Origin of the sequence: Halomonas urumqiensis (genome assembly GCF_003028575.1) — a bacterium.
In the GTDB taxonomy this organism is placed as follows: Bacteria; Pseudomonadota; Gammaproteobacteria; order Pseudomonadales; family Halomonadaceae; genus Halomonas; species Halomonas urumqiensis.
In genome coordinates this window covers 1,091,830-1,106,802 of the sequence record NZ_PYUD01000001.1, presented here as the reverse complement: position 1 = coordinate 1,106,802, position 14,973 = coordinate 1,091,830, and the positions used below count along the sequence as shown (strand labels likewise).

Below are 14,973 nucleotides of genomic sequence, written 5' to 3'. Positions count from 1 at the left end.
CATGGGCTTGCTCTCCTCAGCGATTCACTCGTCATCCCGCCGGGTCCCGATGCACGGCCTGCGCTGTTCCGCAAGCACGCCTCACCGACGATCTGGCGGCGTGCCAGCCAAGCCACCAGCGGCGGCAGCAGCAGCCACTGCAGCAGCGGCATGAGCCCGGTCCCCAGCAGCGCAGGGTAGGCATCCCTTCAGCATACTGTCAGCGCTGCTGGAACGCCGTAGCATGCCACTCCAGGCCGATCGTGATCGCGATGCCCACGGCGACGAAGCCGACCACCTACATCAGGCCATACCAGTGAATAGCGAAAGGACCCAGGCTGATGGCCACCAGGTCGATATTGGGATATTGCAACATGCGGTATCTCCCGGTTCACTCGAGACGCGACCAGTCGCGTCCGCCGTTGTCGCTGATCAGCAGCTGATTGAGGTCGTCGGCGGCTATCAGGCGCTGTGGGTCGCTCGGATCCACTGCCAGATGCAACAGGTAGCGATCCCCCCAGCCTCGCTTGAGCATCTCCCAGTCACGACTGCCCTCCTCGGCGTGCAGAAGGCCAACATCGAGCATGAAGGCATAGAGCTGTCCGTCATGGATTACCACCAGGCTGACCGGTCTGCGCTCGGGATGGATTTGACGCCAGCGCTCGCCACCGTCCGGGCTCATCAAGAGCCCACTCTGGGTGGCCGCATAGAGCTGCTCTGGATCGCGGCTCGAGGCTGCCAGGGCAAGCAGTCCGGCCGGGGCCCTGGCTCGAATCTGCCAGCTGGCACCGCCATCCTGACTGACCTGGAGCTGGCCGGCATAGGCTCCGTAGAGCGTGTCGGGGCTGGCCGCGCTGATGGTCAGCTGATGGAAATCCACCGGGCCATCAACGCCGGAAGCATGCCGGGACCAGCTGCGACCTCCATCGGTGGACATCACTACCCCGAGGTTGCCTCCCCTGGCAGGGTGGCCGCTCGCAAAGAAGGTCTCAGCCTCTTCGGGGTGGAGCGCGAATCCCATGAAATCATGGGCCTCATCGGAGACCCGCCGGACCATTCCATCGCGACCAATGGCATAGAAACCATGGTGGGTGGCCAGCCACACCCGTTCACTATCGGACCGGTCGAAGGCCAGACCGTGAATGTGGGTCTGCTGTCTCATCTGCTCGAGACTGATGCCACTCGGCTCACGAGAACAGCCCACCAGCAGCGCCACCAGAACGGCCACCACGAGCAGCCATCGGTAATGGATCACGTCATCACTTCCTCATCATTAAACAAGGGAGCCGGCACCAGGCGATGTGACCGCATGGTGCCGGCACTCGGGAAAGCGGTCAGGAGTGGATACGCACGGTCGCCATCATCCCCAGCTCTTCGTGCTCGATAATGTGGCAGTGGAACAGCCAGTCGCCGGGCTCGCGGAACACCATGCGAAGTGCCAGACGCTGGTAGGGGGCCAGATTGACGGTGTCCTTCCAGGCCAGCCAGGGAGTCTCTCGCCACGCACCCTCAGCATCGCGGGTGGCAATCACCTGGAAATGGGTGCCATGCACATGGAAGGGGTGGTCCATATGCGAGTTGTTGAATACCTCCCACTCCTCCACCTCATCGACCCGCCCCTCGAACAGGATCTCGTCCATGGCGAAGGCCCGGCCATTGATCAGGAACTCCACCTCGGGGCGTGACGCTTGCCCTGCCGATGCTCCATGACCAGCGTGTTCCGCCATCTGGGCAGCGTGACCGCCATGGCCTCCATGGCCATCGTGTTCACCCTGATTTCCATGACCACCGCCGTGCGCAGCATGTTCACCCTGATTTCCATGACCACCGCCGTGCGCAGCGTGGTCGCCATGGCCGTTGCCATGCCCCGCCTCATGCGCATCATGGCCAGGCATCACCTCGGTGAACTCCACCTTGCGACGCACCGCCGGTTCTCCCAAGGGCTCGACGCGACCTAGGCGTTCGGGAAGCCTGACGGCGGGCTGCACGCCGGCATGGAGGGTGTTGATCACCAGTAATGGCGCCACTTCGTCGAGGTGCGGCGGCCTCTCGCCCATCCAGCCCCGCTCGTAGGGGTGGCTGGCCAGCAGGAAACGTCCACCAGCCTGCCCGCTCACTCGTACCAGCAGGTCAGCACGCTCGCCCGGGGTCAGCAACAGTTCCTCGAGCGGCTGGGGGTGCTCGATCAGCCCGCCGTCGGTTCCGATCAGGGTGAGTTCGTGCTCGTCCAGACGCAGGCGCAGATAGCGTCCGGCACAGGCATTGATCAACCGCAGGCGCAGGGTGCTGCCCGGTGCGACATCGAGACGCGGCTCGCGTTGGCCGTTGACCAGCAGCAGCTCGCCCTCGCGGCCGTTCATCCAGTCCTCGTCGGTATGCGGCGCCACCTCACCGTTCGCCGTCAGGCGCAGGTCGCTGACCACCAGCAGGTGCTCCTCCATCTCCACGGGCAATACATCCTGGGGCGGGCGTACCAGTAGGGCGCCTGCCAGGCCGTGGGCCACCTGCCGGGCGGTGCCTTCATGGGGATGCGGGTGGAACCAGTGAAGCCCGGCGCTGCCCTCGGGAAAGGTATAGCGATACTGACGTGAATCGCCCGGTGCCACGGCATCCCAGGGGGCACCATCCTCAGTCTGGAGAACCGGCACGCCATGCCAGTGCAGGGTGGTCTCCTGCTCCAGCTGGTTGATCAGGGTGATGTCCAGCTCGTCGCCCTCGCGCACCTCGATCAGCGGCGCCACCTTGCCGTTGTAGAGCCATAGCCTGGCCTCGAGCTCATCGCTCAAGGGCACCGTATGGGTGGCCGGGGTAAGTGCACTGCGAAAACGTCCGGCTGATTCACTCAGGTTGACGATGCGCGGCAGCGGGCGTAGCGGCGCTCCGCGCTCAGGCAGCGGCGCCAGGCCACCGGCCGAGGTGTGGGGATGCTTGCGAGAGGCGGCAAAGATATAGCCGCCCGATGACAGCGCCAGGCCGCCAAGGGCCGAGTAGCGCAGGAAGTCGCGACGTTGCATTGGATTGTCCTCGAGACATGAACACTCTCACTGCGGGACGATCACCCACAGTGCCATCAGGGGGAGCAGAGGTTCAGCTACGAGGAGGACGTTCGAAGGGAGCATGAGAGCCCACCGGGCTGCCGTGATCGTGCTCGTCCCGCGATACGGTCAACCCGATGAAACCCTCGGGCGCCGAGGCCATGGCCGCCGCGCATTGAGCGCAGGGCAGGCAGCAGGGAGGGGCCTGCGAAGTGTCCGCTTCATCCGCGTCGGTAACGCCTGCCTGGTACCAGGAGGAGTCCTGTTCGGGCCCGACCAGGCCATCGAGGCAGGCGGTATCCCCATGGTGCCCGGTCGCCGCCACGGGCGAAGCAATGGCCATCACCAGGGCCATTGTCAGGCAGAGCCACCAGGAACTGAAGGAGCGGTGCATGGGGTACATGACAGCCATTGCAGCAGTAGTGGGGGAAGTATTCCACGACCTCCGGGTCGCCAGCAACCTAAGCCCTGCACACAGGTTTACTGTCCATTATTTCATGACATGCATCAATGGACAGCCGATGCCACTGGACTAAGGTAAGGACTACACCCGACCACTCGCGAGCCCTATGCCATGTGTCTTCCCACGCCCGACAACAGTGCGCGATCAGGCCCATGTGGCCTGCCGCTGTGGCTGGGCATGGCACTCATGCTGGTTCTGCTGATGGTCGTGTCTGCGTCCCAGGCGCATGCCCATCCCTGGGCACTCTCTGGCTCAGCCGAGCACCAGACCCAGACCGACTGGGCGCTCGCCCTCGACGCCATGCCGTCCGCACGCCAGCTCGCGGCGCCGACCGAGCATCCCCACTGTCACCACGGCCAGGGCTTCCGCCACGCCTCGGCTGCGCTGCCCCGAAGCGAGACAGCAGATCCCGCTCCTGACCTGCTCATTCTGATGCTTCTGGCCTTCGGGCCCTCTCCGCATGTCATCAACGCGCTTGGCGCTCCCCGTGCAAGGCCGCGTGATCGAGCCTCACCGCCGCTTTATCTGCTGACCCAGCGCTTCCGCTCCTGAGCGACCTCCCCTTCTCCCCCGTCGAGTTGAGTTTCGATGGAGCACCTCTGCCTGGGCGCCAGCGTCTCGGGCCTGCAGTTTCCCGTATCACGGAGCCCATGGCTCCCCTCAGTAGTGGGCGATTCCGTCCACAGGAGAACCGAGATGAACGTTCGCAAGCAGACCACCGCCCTTGGCATGACCCTAGCCCTCGCCCTCGCCGGTACGGGTGTCGCGACGGCACAGGGCATGGGCTCCGGCATGATGGGCGGCGGCGGCCAGGGCGGCATGGGCCCCGGCATGATGGGCGGCGGCGGCCAGGGCGGCATGGGCCCCGGCATGATGGGCGGCGGCGGCCAGGGCGGCATGGGGCCCGGCATGATGATGGGAGGCGGCCAGGGTGGCATGGGGCCCGGCATGATGGGCGGAATGATGCCATGCCCGATGATGGCCGAGGGTATGGGCATGATGCAGATGCTCGACGCCGAGCAGCGCAGCGAGATGCGCGAGCTGATGCAGGGTCACCGCCCCGCCCAGTTCGAGCGCATGGGGCGCCTGATGAACCTGCGCGACGACCTGATGACGGCGATGCACGGCGAGCGCCCCGACCCGGAAGCCGTACAGGAACTCCACGGCCGGATGGCCGAGTTGCACGGCGAGATGATGGCCGAGATGGTGCGCATGCGTAACGCCATGCATGACCTCATGACCGATGAGCAGCGCGAGCAGCTCCGCCAGGCGACACCCGCCAACGTGGACCCCGAGGACCATGATGCCCATCACTGATCGGTACAGTCACTGAGCACGCAACATCCAGGACGACCAACCCTGGCCGTCCACTCGGCGACAGCTGCAGGAGGCACGTGATGAGCGACACCAGGTTCAGAACGATCACCCTGACGGTACCCAGCATGGGCAGCGACCACTGCGCCGGGATCGTTCGCAAGACGCTTGAGCGCCTCAATGGCGTGAGCGAGATCCAGACCAATATCGCCAACCACCATGTCAGCGTGACCCTCGATGATAGCGGGCCCGATGGCGATACCCTCAAGGCCACCGTCGAGGGCGCCGGCTACGATGTGGCCGCCGTCAGCGGCGGTACCGGCAAGCCACAGATTCGCCTGACGGTGCCCGGCATGGGCTCGGACCACTGCGCCGGAATCATCCGTAGCACCCTGGAGCGGCTGGAAGGTGTCAATTCGATCGACACCAACATCGCCAGCCACCGTGTATCGGTGACCGTCGCCGCCGATGGCCCCGATGGCGATGCACTCAAGCGCGCCGTGGAAGGCGCTGGCTACGACGTGGCGGCAGTGCAGACGGAGGAGCAGGAAACAAGCGAGGGTGATGCCGAGATCGAGGAGGCCTATCTCTCCCAGGCCCGCAACCGCCTGATCATTGCTGCCTTGCCCACCACCCTGATCATGCTGCTGATGATGCCACACATGTTCTGGCAGCCGATCCCGGGCTACCTGGCCATCGTCGCCCTGCTCGCCTTTCCGGTGGTGTTCCTCTACGGCGGCTTCGCCACTCACAGGTCGACCTGGCGCTCGCTGAGGAATGGCACCTTCAACATGGACGTATTGATCTCCATGGGCAGCCTGCCGCCCTACCTGATCGGCCTGGTCGGCTTCGTCTACCCCATGACCTCGTTCATCGAGATGGCCGCCACCATCATGACCTTCCACCTGCTGGGGCGTTACCTGGAGGCCCTGGCCAAGGGGCGCGCCTCCCAGGCCATCCGCCGCCTGTTGACCCTGGGGGCCAAGACGGCCCGGGTGGAGCGCGACGGCGAGGAGGTCGAGGTGCCGGTAAAGGAGCTGGCCCCCGGCGACATCATGATCGTGCGTCCCGGTGACAAGATCCCCACCGATGGTGAAGTGGTCGAGGGCGAGAGCCATCTCGACGAGTCCATCGCCACCGGCGAGTCAATCCCGGTCTACAAGAGCCTCGGCGACAGCGTAATCGGCGCGACCATCAACAAGGAGGGACGGCTGCGGGTCAAGGCGACTCGGGTCGGCGGCGACACCTTCCTCGCCCAGGTCGTCCGCCTGATCGACCAGGCCCAGGGCTCCCGGGTGCCGATCCAGGAGTTCGCCGATCGCATGACCGGGCGGTTCGTACCGGGAGTGCTGCTGATCGCCCTGGCCAGCCTGATCGTGTGGCTGCTGGTTCCCGACATAATGCGACCGATCCTCGACTGGGGCGCGACCTTCCTGCCCTGGGTGAATCCCGAGGCCACCACGCCGGTACTGGCAATACTGGCCGCCGTCGCGGTGCTGGTCATCGCCTGCCCCTGCGCACTCGGCCTGGCTACCCCCACGGCGCTGATGGTGGGCTCCGGCATCGGCGCCGAACGAGGCATCCTGATCCGCTCCGGCGAGGCGATCCAGACCTTCAAGGACGTCAAGGTGATGGTGCTCGACAAGACCGGCACCATTACCCGCGGGGAGCCAACGCTCACCGAGGCGGTGACCGCCGAGGGTATCGAAGAGACGCGCCTGCTGACCCTCGCCGCGAGCGTCGAGAACGCCTCGGAGCATCCCATCGCCCGGGCCATCGTCGACGGAGCCCGAGAACGCGATATCCAAGCCAAGGACGTCACTGAGTTTCGCTCCACCGGTGCCCGCGGCGTCTCGGGCAGGGTCGACGACGCGACCGTCCTGATCGGCAATCGCCGCCTGCTGGAAGAGGAAGGTGTGCAGGGCCTCGACGCCCTGGATGGCGCCATCGGTAAGCTCGAGGGCAAGGGGCGCACCGTGGTGATCGTCGCCGCCGACGGCCAGGCCCTGGGGCTGGTTGCCGTGGCCGACACCCTCAAGGAGGAATCGAAGGAGGCCATTCGCGGCATGCACGCGCTGGGGTTGCACGTGGTGATGATCACCGGCGACAACGAGCGTGCGGCGCGGGCCGTAGCCGACGAGGTCGGCATCGACGAGGTCCAGGCCGGCGTGCTGCCGGAGGGAAAGGTCGAGGCCATCCGCGCGCTGCAGAAAAAGCACGGCAACCACGTGGCCATGGTCGGCGACGGCATCAACGACGCCGCGGCGCTGAAGCAGGCCAACGTGGGTATCGCCATCGGCGCCGGGGCCGACGTGGCCATCGAGGCAGCGGACGTGACCCTGGTACGTGGCGAGCTGACCGCTGTAGTGGACGCCATGCACCTCTCCCGCGCTACCTACGGCAAGATCGTGCAGAACCTGATCTGGGCCAGCGCCTATAACGTGGCGGCCATTCCCATCGCCGCCGTGGGCCTGCTGCATCCCATGATCGGCGTCATTGCCATGACGGCGAGCTCCCTATCGGTGATCGGCAACTCGCTGCTGCTCAAGCGGGGCTTCACCCGAGAGAACTCACAAGGAGAATCGACATGAACCGTCACCACTGGTTGATGACCGCTTGCCTGGTGCTGATGGGCGTGGCCATGCTCATCGTGCTGTGGCGCGGCAACCCCTTCGGCGCTGGCACCTGGCTACTGCTGCTGCCGATGGGACTCTGCCTGGGGCTGCACCTGTTCATCCATCGCCACAGCCACAGACATGACGACTGATGGGTACCCGGCCGCTGCGGCGGAAGTTGCTCAGGATCAATGCAGCGTCGCACAAACTCGCGCAACCTGAAGGCCACATTAGGGGGAGTCCAGAATGGCACGACTCGAACGCACATCGCTGACGCAACGCACAGGAGGCCGCTGGCTTGCCCTCCTGCTCGCGCTGCTGTTGGCGGTGGTCACGCTATCGAGTCACGGCGCCACCATGGCGTCATCCCCTGACTGCAGCGTCGTCACCGGATGGATGTCGGATGACGCCCATTCGAGTGGCGGTCTTAGTGCCGAGCATGACCATGACGCTTCATCCTGCGTCACCTGTTCCACCGCCATGGGCCAGGCGCAGCTGTATTGCCCGAGAGGCTCCAGGTCGATTCAGGGAAAGCCAACACAAGGGTGTGGGTTAAAGTGTGGGTCAAAAACTTTCTGACAAAGAAAAAGCCGCTTAAATCAGCGGCTTATCTATATTCTGTGGCGGAGGGGGAGGCCGCCGCTTCCACACTTCTCCCGGTGTCATCAAGTATCACCGCCCTCCTCTATCCCTCACCACTGCCGCATTCCTTGTGTTATCCCGTTTCATCGCCTATCATCCAATTCATTCCCTAATGTTGGGTAGGAAGTTGGAGGAAGAACGATGCCCAAGAAAGCCCGCGAATTGTCTGCCGCCGAGGTAAGGCGCCTCACAGACCCCGGCCTGTATGCCGTGGGTGGCGTGGCTGGCCTGCAACTGCAGGTGACTAAGACCGGCGGGCGTTCGTGGGTGTTGCGCGTCAAGATTGGTGAGCGTCGACGCGACATTGGTCTGGGCGGCTTCCCTGATGTTCCCCTGGCTGATGCTAGAGCGAAGGCCCGCGCATTACGTGAGCAGGTTATCTCCGGCATCGACCCGGTAGAAACCAAGCGTGCCGCCCGCCTCGCCTTGAGAGCACAAACCAAACGCCTCACCTTCGATGAGGCGACCGAGAAGTTTTTGGCCCTCAAGCGCCATGAGTTCAAGAACGTGAAGCACGCCGCCCAGTGGGAGAGCACGCTGGCTACGTACGCCTCGCCTGTCATCGGCAAGAAGCGCGTTGACGAGATCGCCTTGGCAGACATCGAGGAGTTGCTGACCCGCGACAACCTATGGCTTGCCAAAACCGAGACGGCCAAGCGTTTACGGGGTCGCGTCGAGAAGGTTCTGGATTGGGCCACTGCCGGCGGACACCGCACCGGCGACAACCCAGCCCGCTGGCGCGGCAACCTCGATGCTCGCCTGCCGAACCCCAACAAGGTGGCCACCAAGGGTCACCACTCTGCCCTGCCGATCGACGAAATGCCTCGATTCATGCACCACCTGGCAGCAATGGACGGCAGCGGCGCGAGGTGTCTGGAGTTCACGATCCTGACCGCTACTCGCACCAGCGAAGCCAAGGGCGCCAAGTGGGGCGAGATCGACCTCGAGGCACGCTTGTGGACCATCCCCGCCGACCGCATGAAGGCAGGCAAGGAGCATCGCATACCCCTCTCACGGCCTGCTGTGGCACTGTTGAAGGCCCTGCCAAGACATGAGGGCACCGACTTGGTATTTCCGTCCACCCGCGGCAAGGCGCTGTCAGAGAACACCCTGACCGCTGTCATCAAGCGGATGGATGGCGCACTGCCCGAGGGTCAAGGCTACCGAGATCCAAACACCGGCGGCGTCGTCACCACTCACGGCTTCCGCTCGACGTTCAGGGATTGGGGTGGTGAGCGCACCGCCTACCCTGGTGACATACTCGAGATGGCGCTGGCCCACACGATCAAGAACAAGGCTGAGGCCGCCTACCGGCGCGGTGACCTGCTGGAGAAGCGGCGTCGGCTGATGAAGGACTGGGCGCAATTCTGCGCCGAGGGCGCCACACAAGCGAACGTGACGCCAATTCGAGCCCAAGAGGGCTGACAAGGTGGCCCCAGGGTGCTGTCACACCCCAGGGCCAACACATCGGCAACTGAACAGGAGAAGCCGACATGCAAAACCATGATACCACTGCACCGAATACCCGCACCCACCTCGACAAAATCGACAAAATCGACGCTCACGCTCGCCAGGCATGGGCATTGTCTGAGCTGCTGATCGATCACTTCGGCGGCCAAGAGGATCACAACGTCCTGAATGACGACATCATGTGCAGCTTGATGGAGAACATGTCTTATCACCTCGAAGCAATTCGGCGCGTCACCGGCGCAGCACCGCCCGACCCTAGCAAGACTTGATTCGCCAACCTGCTTATGTGGGCCTAGATGTTGGGTAAAGGGGTCAAATCATTTTTGACCCCTGTTTTTAAAGGGATTGCGGCGGACTATGGTTCCGCCTTTTCACCCCATAAAGGATGCGTGAGGAGTAGCGCATGACACCAATGAACATATGGCGCTCTCAGAGCCATATCCGCATAGACAACGCTTGTTTGTTGCTTGCTGGAATTGACCCTTGGGAGGTGGACCCGGAGTGCCCCGCGCTAGCGATGGATGATGCGCTATGGGGACCGTTCGCCGCTATCGAATGGGCATATGAACACAAGGTTCGAGATGCGGAGCAGCTTGTTCGAGCGAGCGCCTGGTTAGGCCGGGCTAAGCGCGCAGTGATAGCTGGTGAGCTTGAGCCTTCAGATGAAGAAGATAGGGGCCTGGTCCGAGTGTGGAGGCGCCTACCTGATATGAAGGAGGAGATGGTAGCCAAGGAGATAGATGAAGCTGGCCAGCAAATCGGCGCCAAATACCGTCCTGTCAAGTACGAGATCGTGGCATATGAGCTGGCCGACATTATCGACTTTGAGCAGGTCGGCATCAGCGAAACGCACCTTGATTTCGATTTTGATGTAAGCCGCGCCGATCTCGCGCGCTGGTTGATGTCACTTGGATGGGCAGAAAGTGAGTTGCCCGACTTCTTGGCTGGTATTTGCAAGGCACCAGCACCCAACGAATCCGCCGAAGTTGTAGAGCTAAGAACCCTTGAAGTGTTCGGCCTGCTGGCGGAGCTGTACGCGGGACAGCGTGGCCCTGATTACCGCCATGGAGAACGACCAAAGGTGGCGCGCATAGTCACAGATATGCTGGAAGCGATGCCGGCTGACATAACCAAGATGGGCGACCGCAAGCTAAAAGAACATATCAGCGCAGCAATCAAGGCATGGGAGAACAAGAAACGCCGATAGTCTGCAATCTGCATTTTGCACCTGCACCATAGCTAACAATCAACCCGCCATGATTCTTCCTGTACTCACAGAGAACGGGAAGACCCTCGATGACCTATCTGACAGTCAAGCAAATCTCCTCCCGGCTATCCGTGTCCGTGCCGACAATATGGCGATGGGCCAGAGATTCCGGAAGCAACTTCCCCCGCCCTATCAAACTGGGACAGAACTGCACCCGCTGGCGCCTGGCCGACATAGAAGCGTGGGAAGCCTCCCGCCAGGAGGTGGCCCAATGAGTATGGACATGAAAAAGCCCGACCTTGGGGGAGGCCGGGCCACGTCAAAAGCTGTTTCCAAAATCAAGCCTAACACCCACCAAGCCCTGGTGCTACAAGCCCTTCATGAACGGCCTATGAGCGCCGCTGAGCTGCAGTGGGCCCTTCCTATTGCTGATGCCCGGGCAGTGGTTCGCGACCTTATCGCCAAAGGCTGCCGCATCGAGAAGCATAAGCATCCTCGAGCAGAGGGCCGGCCGATCCAGCGCTACCACCTCATCACCGAAGGGTGACTGTATGGCGAAGCACGGCGTCGCCAAAACCAAGTGGCAGGGCGGCTATCTCGCCCTGCCCAAGGTGGTCACTGATCACGACGACTTCCGCGCCCTGTCGCCTTCCGCTCACAAGGTGCTGATGGCCTTGTCGACCCAGTACAACGGGAAGAACAACGGCGACCTATCGGCCACCCACACGACAATGAAAGGCTGGGGCGGCATGGCACACACAACGCTCGGCAAGGCACTCAAGGAGCTGCAGCAGCGCCAGCTTATCGTGAAGACCCGCGACGCCGTCATAGGGCGCGCGGGGGCACGCTGCGCCCTGTACGCGATCACCTGGCAACCTATCGACCCCTGTGACGGCAAGCTCGACATTGCCGACACGAACGTGCCCCCCAGGAGGTGGAGCAAGTGAATTCGATTTTTACCGTCTCCAGAAAATGGAGTGCATCACTCCAGAAAATGGAGCAGTTGGGTGGCGAGGCGCCTTCTTGGCCTTCAAACGCTCCAGAAAATGGAGCAGTCAGGCCGATTTTTAACGCTTACCGACTCCAGAAAATGGAGACCTTACTAAGTTACCAAGGGGGTTAGGGGTTATGGGTCAGGTTATTTATGGGGGAAAGGGGCAATCGAGGTCAAAAATCGTCGCGCGCCGCAATGCGTCCGAGTGCTGGGCGTGGATCAAATCCCTACAATCTGAGGTATTTAAATGCCCGGCAGGTGGCGCCGCAATGAGGTATGGGCAAGGGGGCCTCAGATTGGGGCCGCCCTTGGGTATCAAGACCCGGATACCGTCACAGCCCCTTACCCCGAGTAACCCCCTCCCCCGCATCGTTGAGTGCCTGCGTACAGGCCGCCATCTGGGAGTGGCGGACACATCATCCTACGCAAACCCCCAAATCACCTAAGTTATGGGGATTCATTTCATATCACCCAACATTAGACCCAACATAAACCATAGATATACCCCGGCCATTCTGCTAATACTGTGTGCGTATCCATACTGGATTTACGGCCATGAAACAGCAGCCAGGGCGCCCCAAGGGCCGCCGAAACTTCAACCCAAGCCAGGAAGCCGTCCGCAGCTATACGCGCCTGCTGCAGGACCGTGCCGACCAAGGTGACGTGCAAGCCGCCGGCTGGCTCGTCTTCATTGCTGAACAACGCAAGGAAACCGCTCAATGACCATCCGCCAACTCGAAACCGTCACCGCTGGAGTTCACAGCGTCCATTACACCGCGTGGGATTGGGCAGAGCTTGCCGCCTTCCCTGTCCGTGGGATGCGTGACGGCATGAATACCTGGTATCCCGGCCGTTCGCTTACCAGCGCCCGGGATCTACAGCTCGACGCCATCCGCTGGTTCCGCGAGTACAGTGCCCAGCTCGACACCATCCGCCAAAACAGCGACCTGACCAGCGCAGCCAAGGAGCGCCAGGCCCGCGAGATCCTCGATACCGTCATGAGCAGTTCACGCGCCGCCATCACTCAGATGACCGGCGACATACAGAGCATCTATGACACGGCAACAACCGGCCTTCGCCCCTTCACGCCGCTGGCTGACAACGATGTGGCTGGCCATTTGCGTGACCAAGAGCTGCGCGCCTTCCTACGCGAGACAGGCGGCAAGAATGAACTGGTGGGGCAGATGGTGAACGGCGAGCATCCCGAGATGGTGGCCGCTGTCCTGCGCTCAACCTCGCACCTGCTGACCGGCCTGGACGTTAATCAGGTAAACCGCATCGAGCGTGCCGGTATCGGTGCAGAGCACAGCGAGGCCGTCGAGATGCTGAAACTCATGGTATCTGCACACCATGACGCCCGCATCACTGGCCGCCGTGTGGCCTTGCAGCTTGCCACCATTGGCGACCTGACCAAAAGCGCCGAGCTTGGCCGCGAGATCGACCGGGTATTCGCCACCATCGAAGTCGCTGATCAGCTCAATGACTGGCTGGCGCCGATTCCGACCACGCCGCTGAAACTGACGGATGCCGACCCAGCGATGACGCAGCCTGTTCCATCATCCGCCACAAGCCGCGATGTGCTCATGGAGGCGTAAGAGATGAGGTATCGAGGCAGGCGCCCCCTGGAATCACTCAACTGCTGGATAGCCCGCGTTGGTGGCATCGAGTTTCGCGGCATGAATGAGACAAGCGCCCGCGTCAGGGCAGAAACCTACCTGCGCGACACCGGCAAGGATGAGCCGATCATCATGGAGCCGCCCAAATGAGCGAAGAATCCAGGCTGGCTATCGCCATAGATAGCAAGGGTGCCGAGAGGAACCTACGCAGTGTCAGGAACGAGCTTAATGGCGTAGAAAAGCAAGGCGTCGTCTCGGCTGCTGCGCTCAAGAAAATGGCTCTCGGATTGGCTGCCGGTGCAACCGCTGCCAGCGCCGCTTTCACCCTACTGGCAAAGGATGGGCTGGCCTATGTCGATGCACAGGCGAAGATGGCCGACCAGCTAGGTTCCACCATCGACGGCCTCCGAGGGCTGCAAATCGCCGCCAATGATGCCGGGATCGACACCAGCACCCTGAACAGCGCCGTTGACCGTCTCAACAGCCGACTAGGGGAAGCACGGCTAGGCAGTGGGCAAGCTGCCGAGGCACTAGGCAGGATGGGGCTATCAGCCGATGCCCTGGCGAACATGGACGCCGACGAGCGTATAGCCACCCTGGCCGACCGCGTGCAGGGCTTGGGGCTCGACTCTGCCGACACCGCTAATCTGTTGCGTGACCTCGGCATCAGGAACAGGGAGATGGTGAACCTGTTACGCGCCGGGGGTGATGGTATCCGCCAGGCTCGCCAGGAGGTGGACGACTACGGCCTAAGCCTGTCCCGTGTCGATGCTGCCAGGGTAGAGCAGGCCAATGATGCCCTATCGCGTATCCCGCGCATCATGGAGCCGATCAAGAATCAGATAGCCATCAACCTTGCTCAACCGCTGAACGATGTTGCCGACCTGTTCAACGATGCCGCCAGGGAGTCACAAGGCTTTGCCGGAACCGTGGTGGATAGCATGGAGTGGGCCGCCCGTGGCGTGGCTGAGCTACTCGATACCGTGGATGCGGTTCGTATCGGACTGATGCAAGCGCAGCGGGTACAGCTCCAGGCCGAGGCTCTCGGGGCGAATATCCGAGCCACCGTGCTAGGCACTGAAGGCCCGACGCCACAGCAACAGGCATTAGAGGCGTTCGACGCTGAACTGTCCCAACTGACCGACGGCAATTCAAACGTGGCCCGAGTAGCGGACTACTTCGAGGAGCTGGCACCCACGTTCCGCCGGAACTTCGAGGCCCGCCAACGTGAACTCAATGGACTGGTGGACACTAGCGGCGCTCTGGCGCTTTTCGGTGACTCTGCTAGGGCATCGGCCCAGGTAGTCGAGGAAGCCGCTCAGACGCACCGAGCCGCCCTGGAAGGGGTAGTCCCGACTACCTCACAGACCGCCGTCCCTGAACGCGCATCGACACCCTCTGCCGGCCTTAACTTGAGCAGCATCACACCGATGAGCGCCGACCAGTTCCCGACCGGGGGAGTGGCAAGCGACGCACCTAGCGCGATACCTACACCGAAGTCGAGAGGCTCCGTGCACGTCACCGTGACCGACAAGAACGGCACTGACACCTCAGGGGTGGTTGAAGGTGACGACGCCTTTGTCACCCGGCTAGCGGACGCGCTATCCGATGCCGCGTCAGCAGTAAGCGGGAGATAAG

16 protein-coding genes are annotated in these 14,973 nt (G+C 62.7%); 13 read left to right on the top strand and 3 right to left on the bottom strand.

Annotated elements, in window-relative coordinates:
* Positions 1 to 370 precede the first annotated feature (370 nt).
* From C6V82_RS04765 to C6V82_RS04755, 3 genes are all read right to left on the bottom strand, one after another.
* Complete coding sequence (locus C6V82_RS04765; protein WP_102588669.1) at positions 371 to 1,234, bottom strand: WD40/YVTN/BNR-like repeat-containing protein; 864 nt, start codon at positions 1,232 to 1,234, stop codon at positions 371 to 373.
* A gap of 79 nt (positions 1,235 to 1,313) precedes the next feature.
* The gene (locus tag C6V82_RS04760; protein WP_102588668.1) at positions 1,314 to 2,993 is read right to left on the bottom strand and encodes a multicopper oxidase family protein; all 1,680 of its coding nucleotides are present in this window, start codon (positions 2,991 to 2,993) and stop codon (positions 1,314 to 1,316) included.
* A 73-nt stretch (positions 2,994 to 3,066) separates the two neighbouring features.
* Complete coding sequence (locus C6V82_RS04755) at positions 3,067 to 3,417, bottom strand: hypothetical protein (protein ID WP_102588667.1); 351 nt, start codon at positions 3,415 to 3,417, stop codon at positions 3,067 to 3,069.
* Positions 3,418 to 3,588: 171 nt separating this feature from the next.
* On the opposite strand from C6V82_RS04755, the gene C6V82_RS04750 reads away from it, so the two are divergent.
* The 13 genes from C6V82_RS04750 to C6V82_RS04695 all read left to right on the top strand — a co-directional run bounded on the left by C6V82_RS04750 (position 3,589) and on the right by C6V82_RS04695 (position 14,972).
* A complete protein-coding gene (locus tag C6V82_RS04750) occupies positions 3,589 to 4,029 on the top strand; it encodes a hypothetical protein (RefSeq protein WP_102588666.1) in 441 nt (146 codons plus the stop codon).
* 144 nt (positions 4,030 to 4,173) lie between these two features.
* Positions 4,174 to 4,794, top strand: a complete 621-nt coding sequence (locus C6V82_RS04745) for a Spy/CpxP family protein refolding chaperone (protein ID WP_102588665.1) — start codon at positions 4,174 to 4,176, stop codon at positions 4,792 to 4,794.
* 80 nt (positions 4,795 to 4,874) lie between these two features.
* Positions 4,875 to 7,382, top strand: coding sequence for a heavy metal translocating P-type ATPase (locus tag C6V82_RS04740; protein ID WP_102588664.1), 2,508 nt, complete (start codon positions 4,875 to 4,877; stop codon positions 7,380 to 7,382).
* A complete protein-coding gene (locus C6V82_RS04735) occupies positions 7,379 to 7,558 on the top strand; it encodes a hypothetical protein (protein WP_102588663.1) in 180 nt (59 codons plus the stop codon). Before C6V82_RS04740 ends, C6V82_RS04735 begins: the two co-directional genes overlap by 4 nt.
* Before the next feature lie 631 nt (positions 7,559 to 8,189).
* A complete protein-coding gene (locus C6V82_RS04730; RefSeq protein WP_102588662.1) occupies positions 8,190 to 9,473 on the top strand; it encodes a tyrosine-type recombinase/integrase in 1,284 nt (427 codons plus the stop codon).
* 68 nt (positions 9,474 to 9,541) lie between these two features.
* Complete coding sequence (locus C6V82_RS04725; RefSeq protein ID WP_102588661.1) at positions 9,542 to 9,787, top strand: hypothetical protein; 246 nt, start codon at positions 9,542 to 9,544, stop codon at positions 9,785 to 9,787.
* Positions 9,788 to 9,921: 134 nt separating this feature from the next.
* Positions 9,922 to 10,725: a hypothetical protein gene (locus tag C6V82_RS04720; RefSeq protein WP_102588660.1), complete on the top strand. Its 804-nt coding sequence runs from the start codon at positions 9,922 to 9,924 to the stop codon at positions 10,723 to 10,725.
* Between the two features lie 89 nt (positions 10,726 to 10,814).
* Positions 10,815 to 11,000 carry a helix-turn-helix transcriptional regulator gene (locus tag C6V82_RS04715; RefSeq protein WP_102588659.1) on the top strand — a complete coding sequence of 62 codons (186 nt, stop codon included), beginning with the start codon at positions 10,815 to 10,817 and terminating at the stop codon, positions 10,998 to 11,000.
* 8 nt (positions 11,001 to 11,008) lie between these two features.
* Positions 11,009 to 11,272 carry a helix-turn-helix domain-containing protein gene (locus C6V82_RS04710; RefSeq protein ID WP_146009682.1) on the top strand — a complete coding sequence of 88 codons (264 nt, stop codon included), beginning with the start codon at positions 11,009 to 11,011 and terminating at the stop codon, positions 11,270 to 11,272.
* Between the two features lie 4 nt (positions 11,273 to 11,276).
* Positions 11,277 to 11,672: a helix-turn-helix domain-containing protein gene (locus C6V82_RS04705; RefSeq protein WP_102588657.1), complete on the top strand. Its 396-nt coding sequence runs from the start codon at positions 11,277 to 11,279 to the stop codon at positions 11,670 to 11,672.
* A 602-nt stretch (positions 11,673 to 12,274) separates the two neighbouring features.
* Positions 12,275 to 12,442 (top strand): hypothetical protein, encoded by a 168-nt coding sequence (locus tag C6V82_RS18090; protein ID WP_180978305.1) that lies wholly within the window; start codon positions 12,275 to 12,277, stop codon positions 12,440 to 12,442.
* On the top strand, positions 12,439 to 13,314 hold the full coding sequence (locus C6V82_RS04700; RefSeq protein ID WP_102588656.1) for a hypothetical protein: 876 nt from the start codon (positions 12,439 to 12,441) through the stop codon (positions 13,312 to 13,314). Before C6V82_RS18090 ends, C6V82_RS04700 begins: the two co-directional genes overlap by 4 nt.
* Before the next feature lie 167 nt (positions 13,315 to 13,481).
* Positions 13,482 to 14,972 carry a hypothetical protein gene (locus tag C6V82_RS04695; protein WP_102588655.1) on the top strand — a complete coding sequence of 497 codons (1,491 nt, stop codon included), beginning with the start codon at positions 13,482 to 13,484 and terminating at the stop codon, positions 14,970 to 14,972.
* The last annotated feature ends 1 nt before the right edge of the window (position 14,973 follow it).

Excerpts from the sequence above, each read along its gene's own strand:
- C6V82_RS04760 (WP_102588668.1), bottom strand. The coding sequence starts at position 2,993 with ATGCAACGTCGCGACTTCCTGCGCTACTCGGCCCTTGGCGGCCTGGCG.
- C6V82_RS04755 (WP_102588667.1), bottom strand. The coding sequence starts at position 3,417 with ATGTACCCCATGCACCGCTCCTTCAGTTCCTGGTGGCTCTGCCTGACA.
- C6V82_RS04750 (WP_102588666.1), top strand. The coding sequence starts at position 3,589 with ATGTGTCTTCCCACGCCCGACAACAGTGCGCGATCAGGCCCATGTGGC.
- C6V82_RS04745 (WP_102588665.1), top strand. The coding sequence starts at position 4,174 with ATGAACGTTCGCAAGCAGACCACCGCCCTTGGCATGACCCTAGCCCTC.
- C6V82_RS04740 (WP_102588664.1), top strand. The coding sequence starts at position 4,875 with ATGAGCGACACCAGGTTCAGAACGATCACCCTGACGGTACCCAGCATG.
- C6V82_RS04735 (WP_102588663.1), top strand. The coding sequence starts at position 7,379 with ATGAACCGTCACCACTGGTTGATGACCGCTTGCCTGGTGCTGATGGGC.
- C6V82_RS04730 (WP_102588662.1), top strand. The coding sequence starts at position 8,190 with ATGCCCAAGAAAGCCCGCGAATTGTCTGCCGCCGAGGTAAGGCGCCTC.
- C6V82_RS04725 (WP_102588661.1), top strand. The coding sequence starts at position 9,542 with ATGCAAAACCATGATACCACTGCACCGAATACCCGCACCCACCTCGAC.
- C6V82_RS04720 (WP_102588660.1), top strand. The coding sequence starts at position 9,922 with ATGACACCAATGAACATATGGCGCTCTCAGAGCCATATCCGCATAGAC.
- C6V82_RS04715 (WP_102588659.1), top strand. The coding sequence starts at position 10,815 with ATGACCTATCTGACAGTCAAGCAAATCTCCTCCCGGCTATCCGTGTCC.
- C6V82_RS04710 (WP_146009682.1), top strand. The coding sequence starts at position 11,009 with ATGAAAAAGCCCGACCTTGGGGGAGGCCGGGCCACGTCAAAAGCTGTT.
- C6V82_RS04705 (WP_102588657.1), top strand. The coding sequence starts at position 11,277 with ATGGCGAAGCACGGCGTCGCCAAAACCAAGTGGCAGGGCGGCTATCTC.
- C6V82_RS18090 (WP_180978305.1), top strand. The coding sequence starts at position 12,275 with ATGAAACAGCAGCCAGGGCGCCCCAAGGGCCGCCGAAACTTCAACCCA.
- C6V82_RS04700 (WP_102588656.1), top strand. The coding sequence starts at position 12,439 with ATGACCATCCGCCAACTCGAAACCGTCACCGCTGGAGTTCACAGCGTC.
- C6V82_RS04695 (WP_102588655.1), top strand. The coding sequence starts at position 13,482 with ATGAGCGAAGAATCCAGGCTGGCTATCGCCATAGATAGCAAGGGTGCC.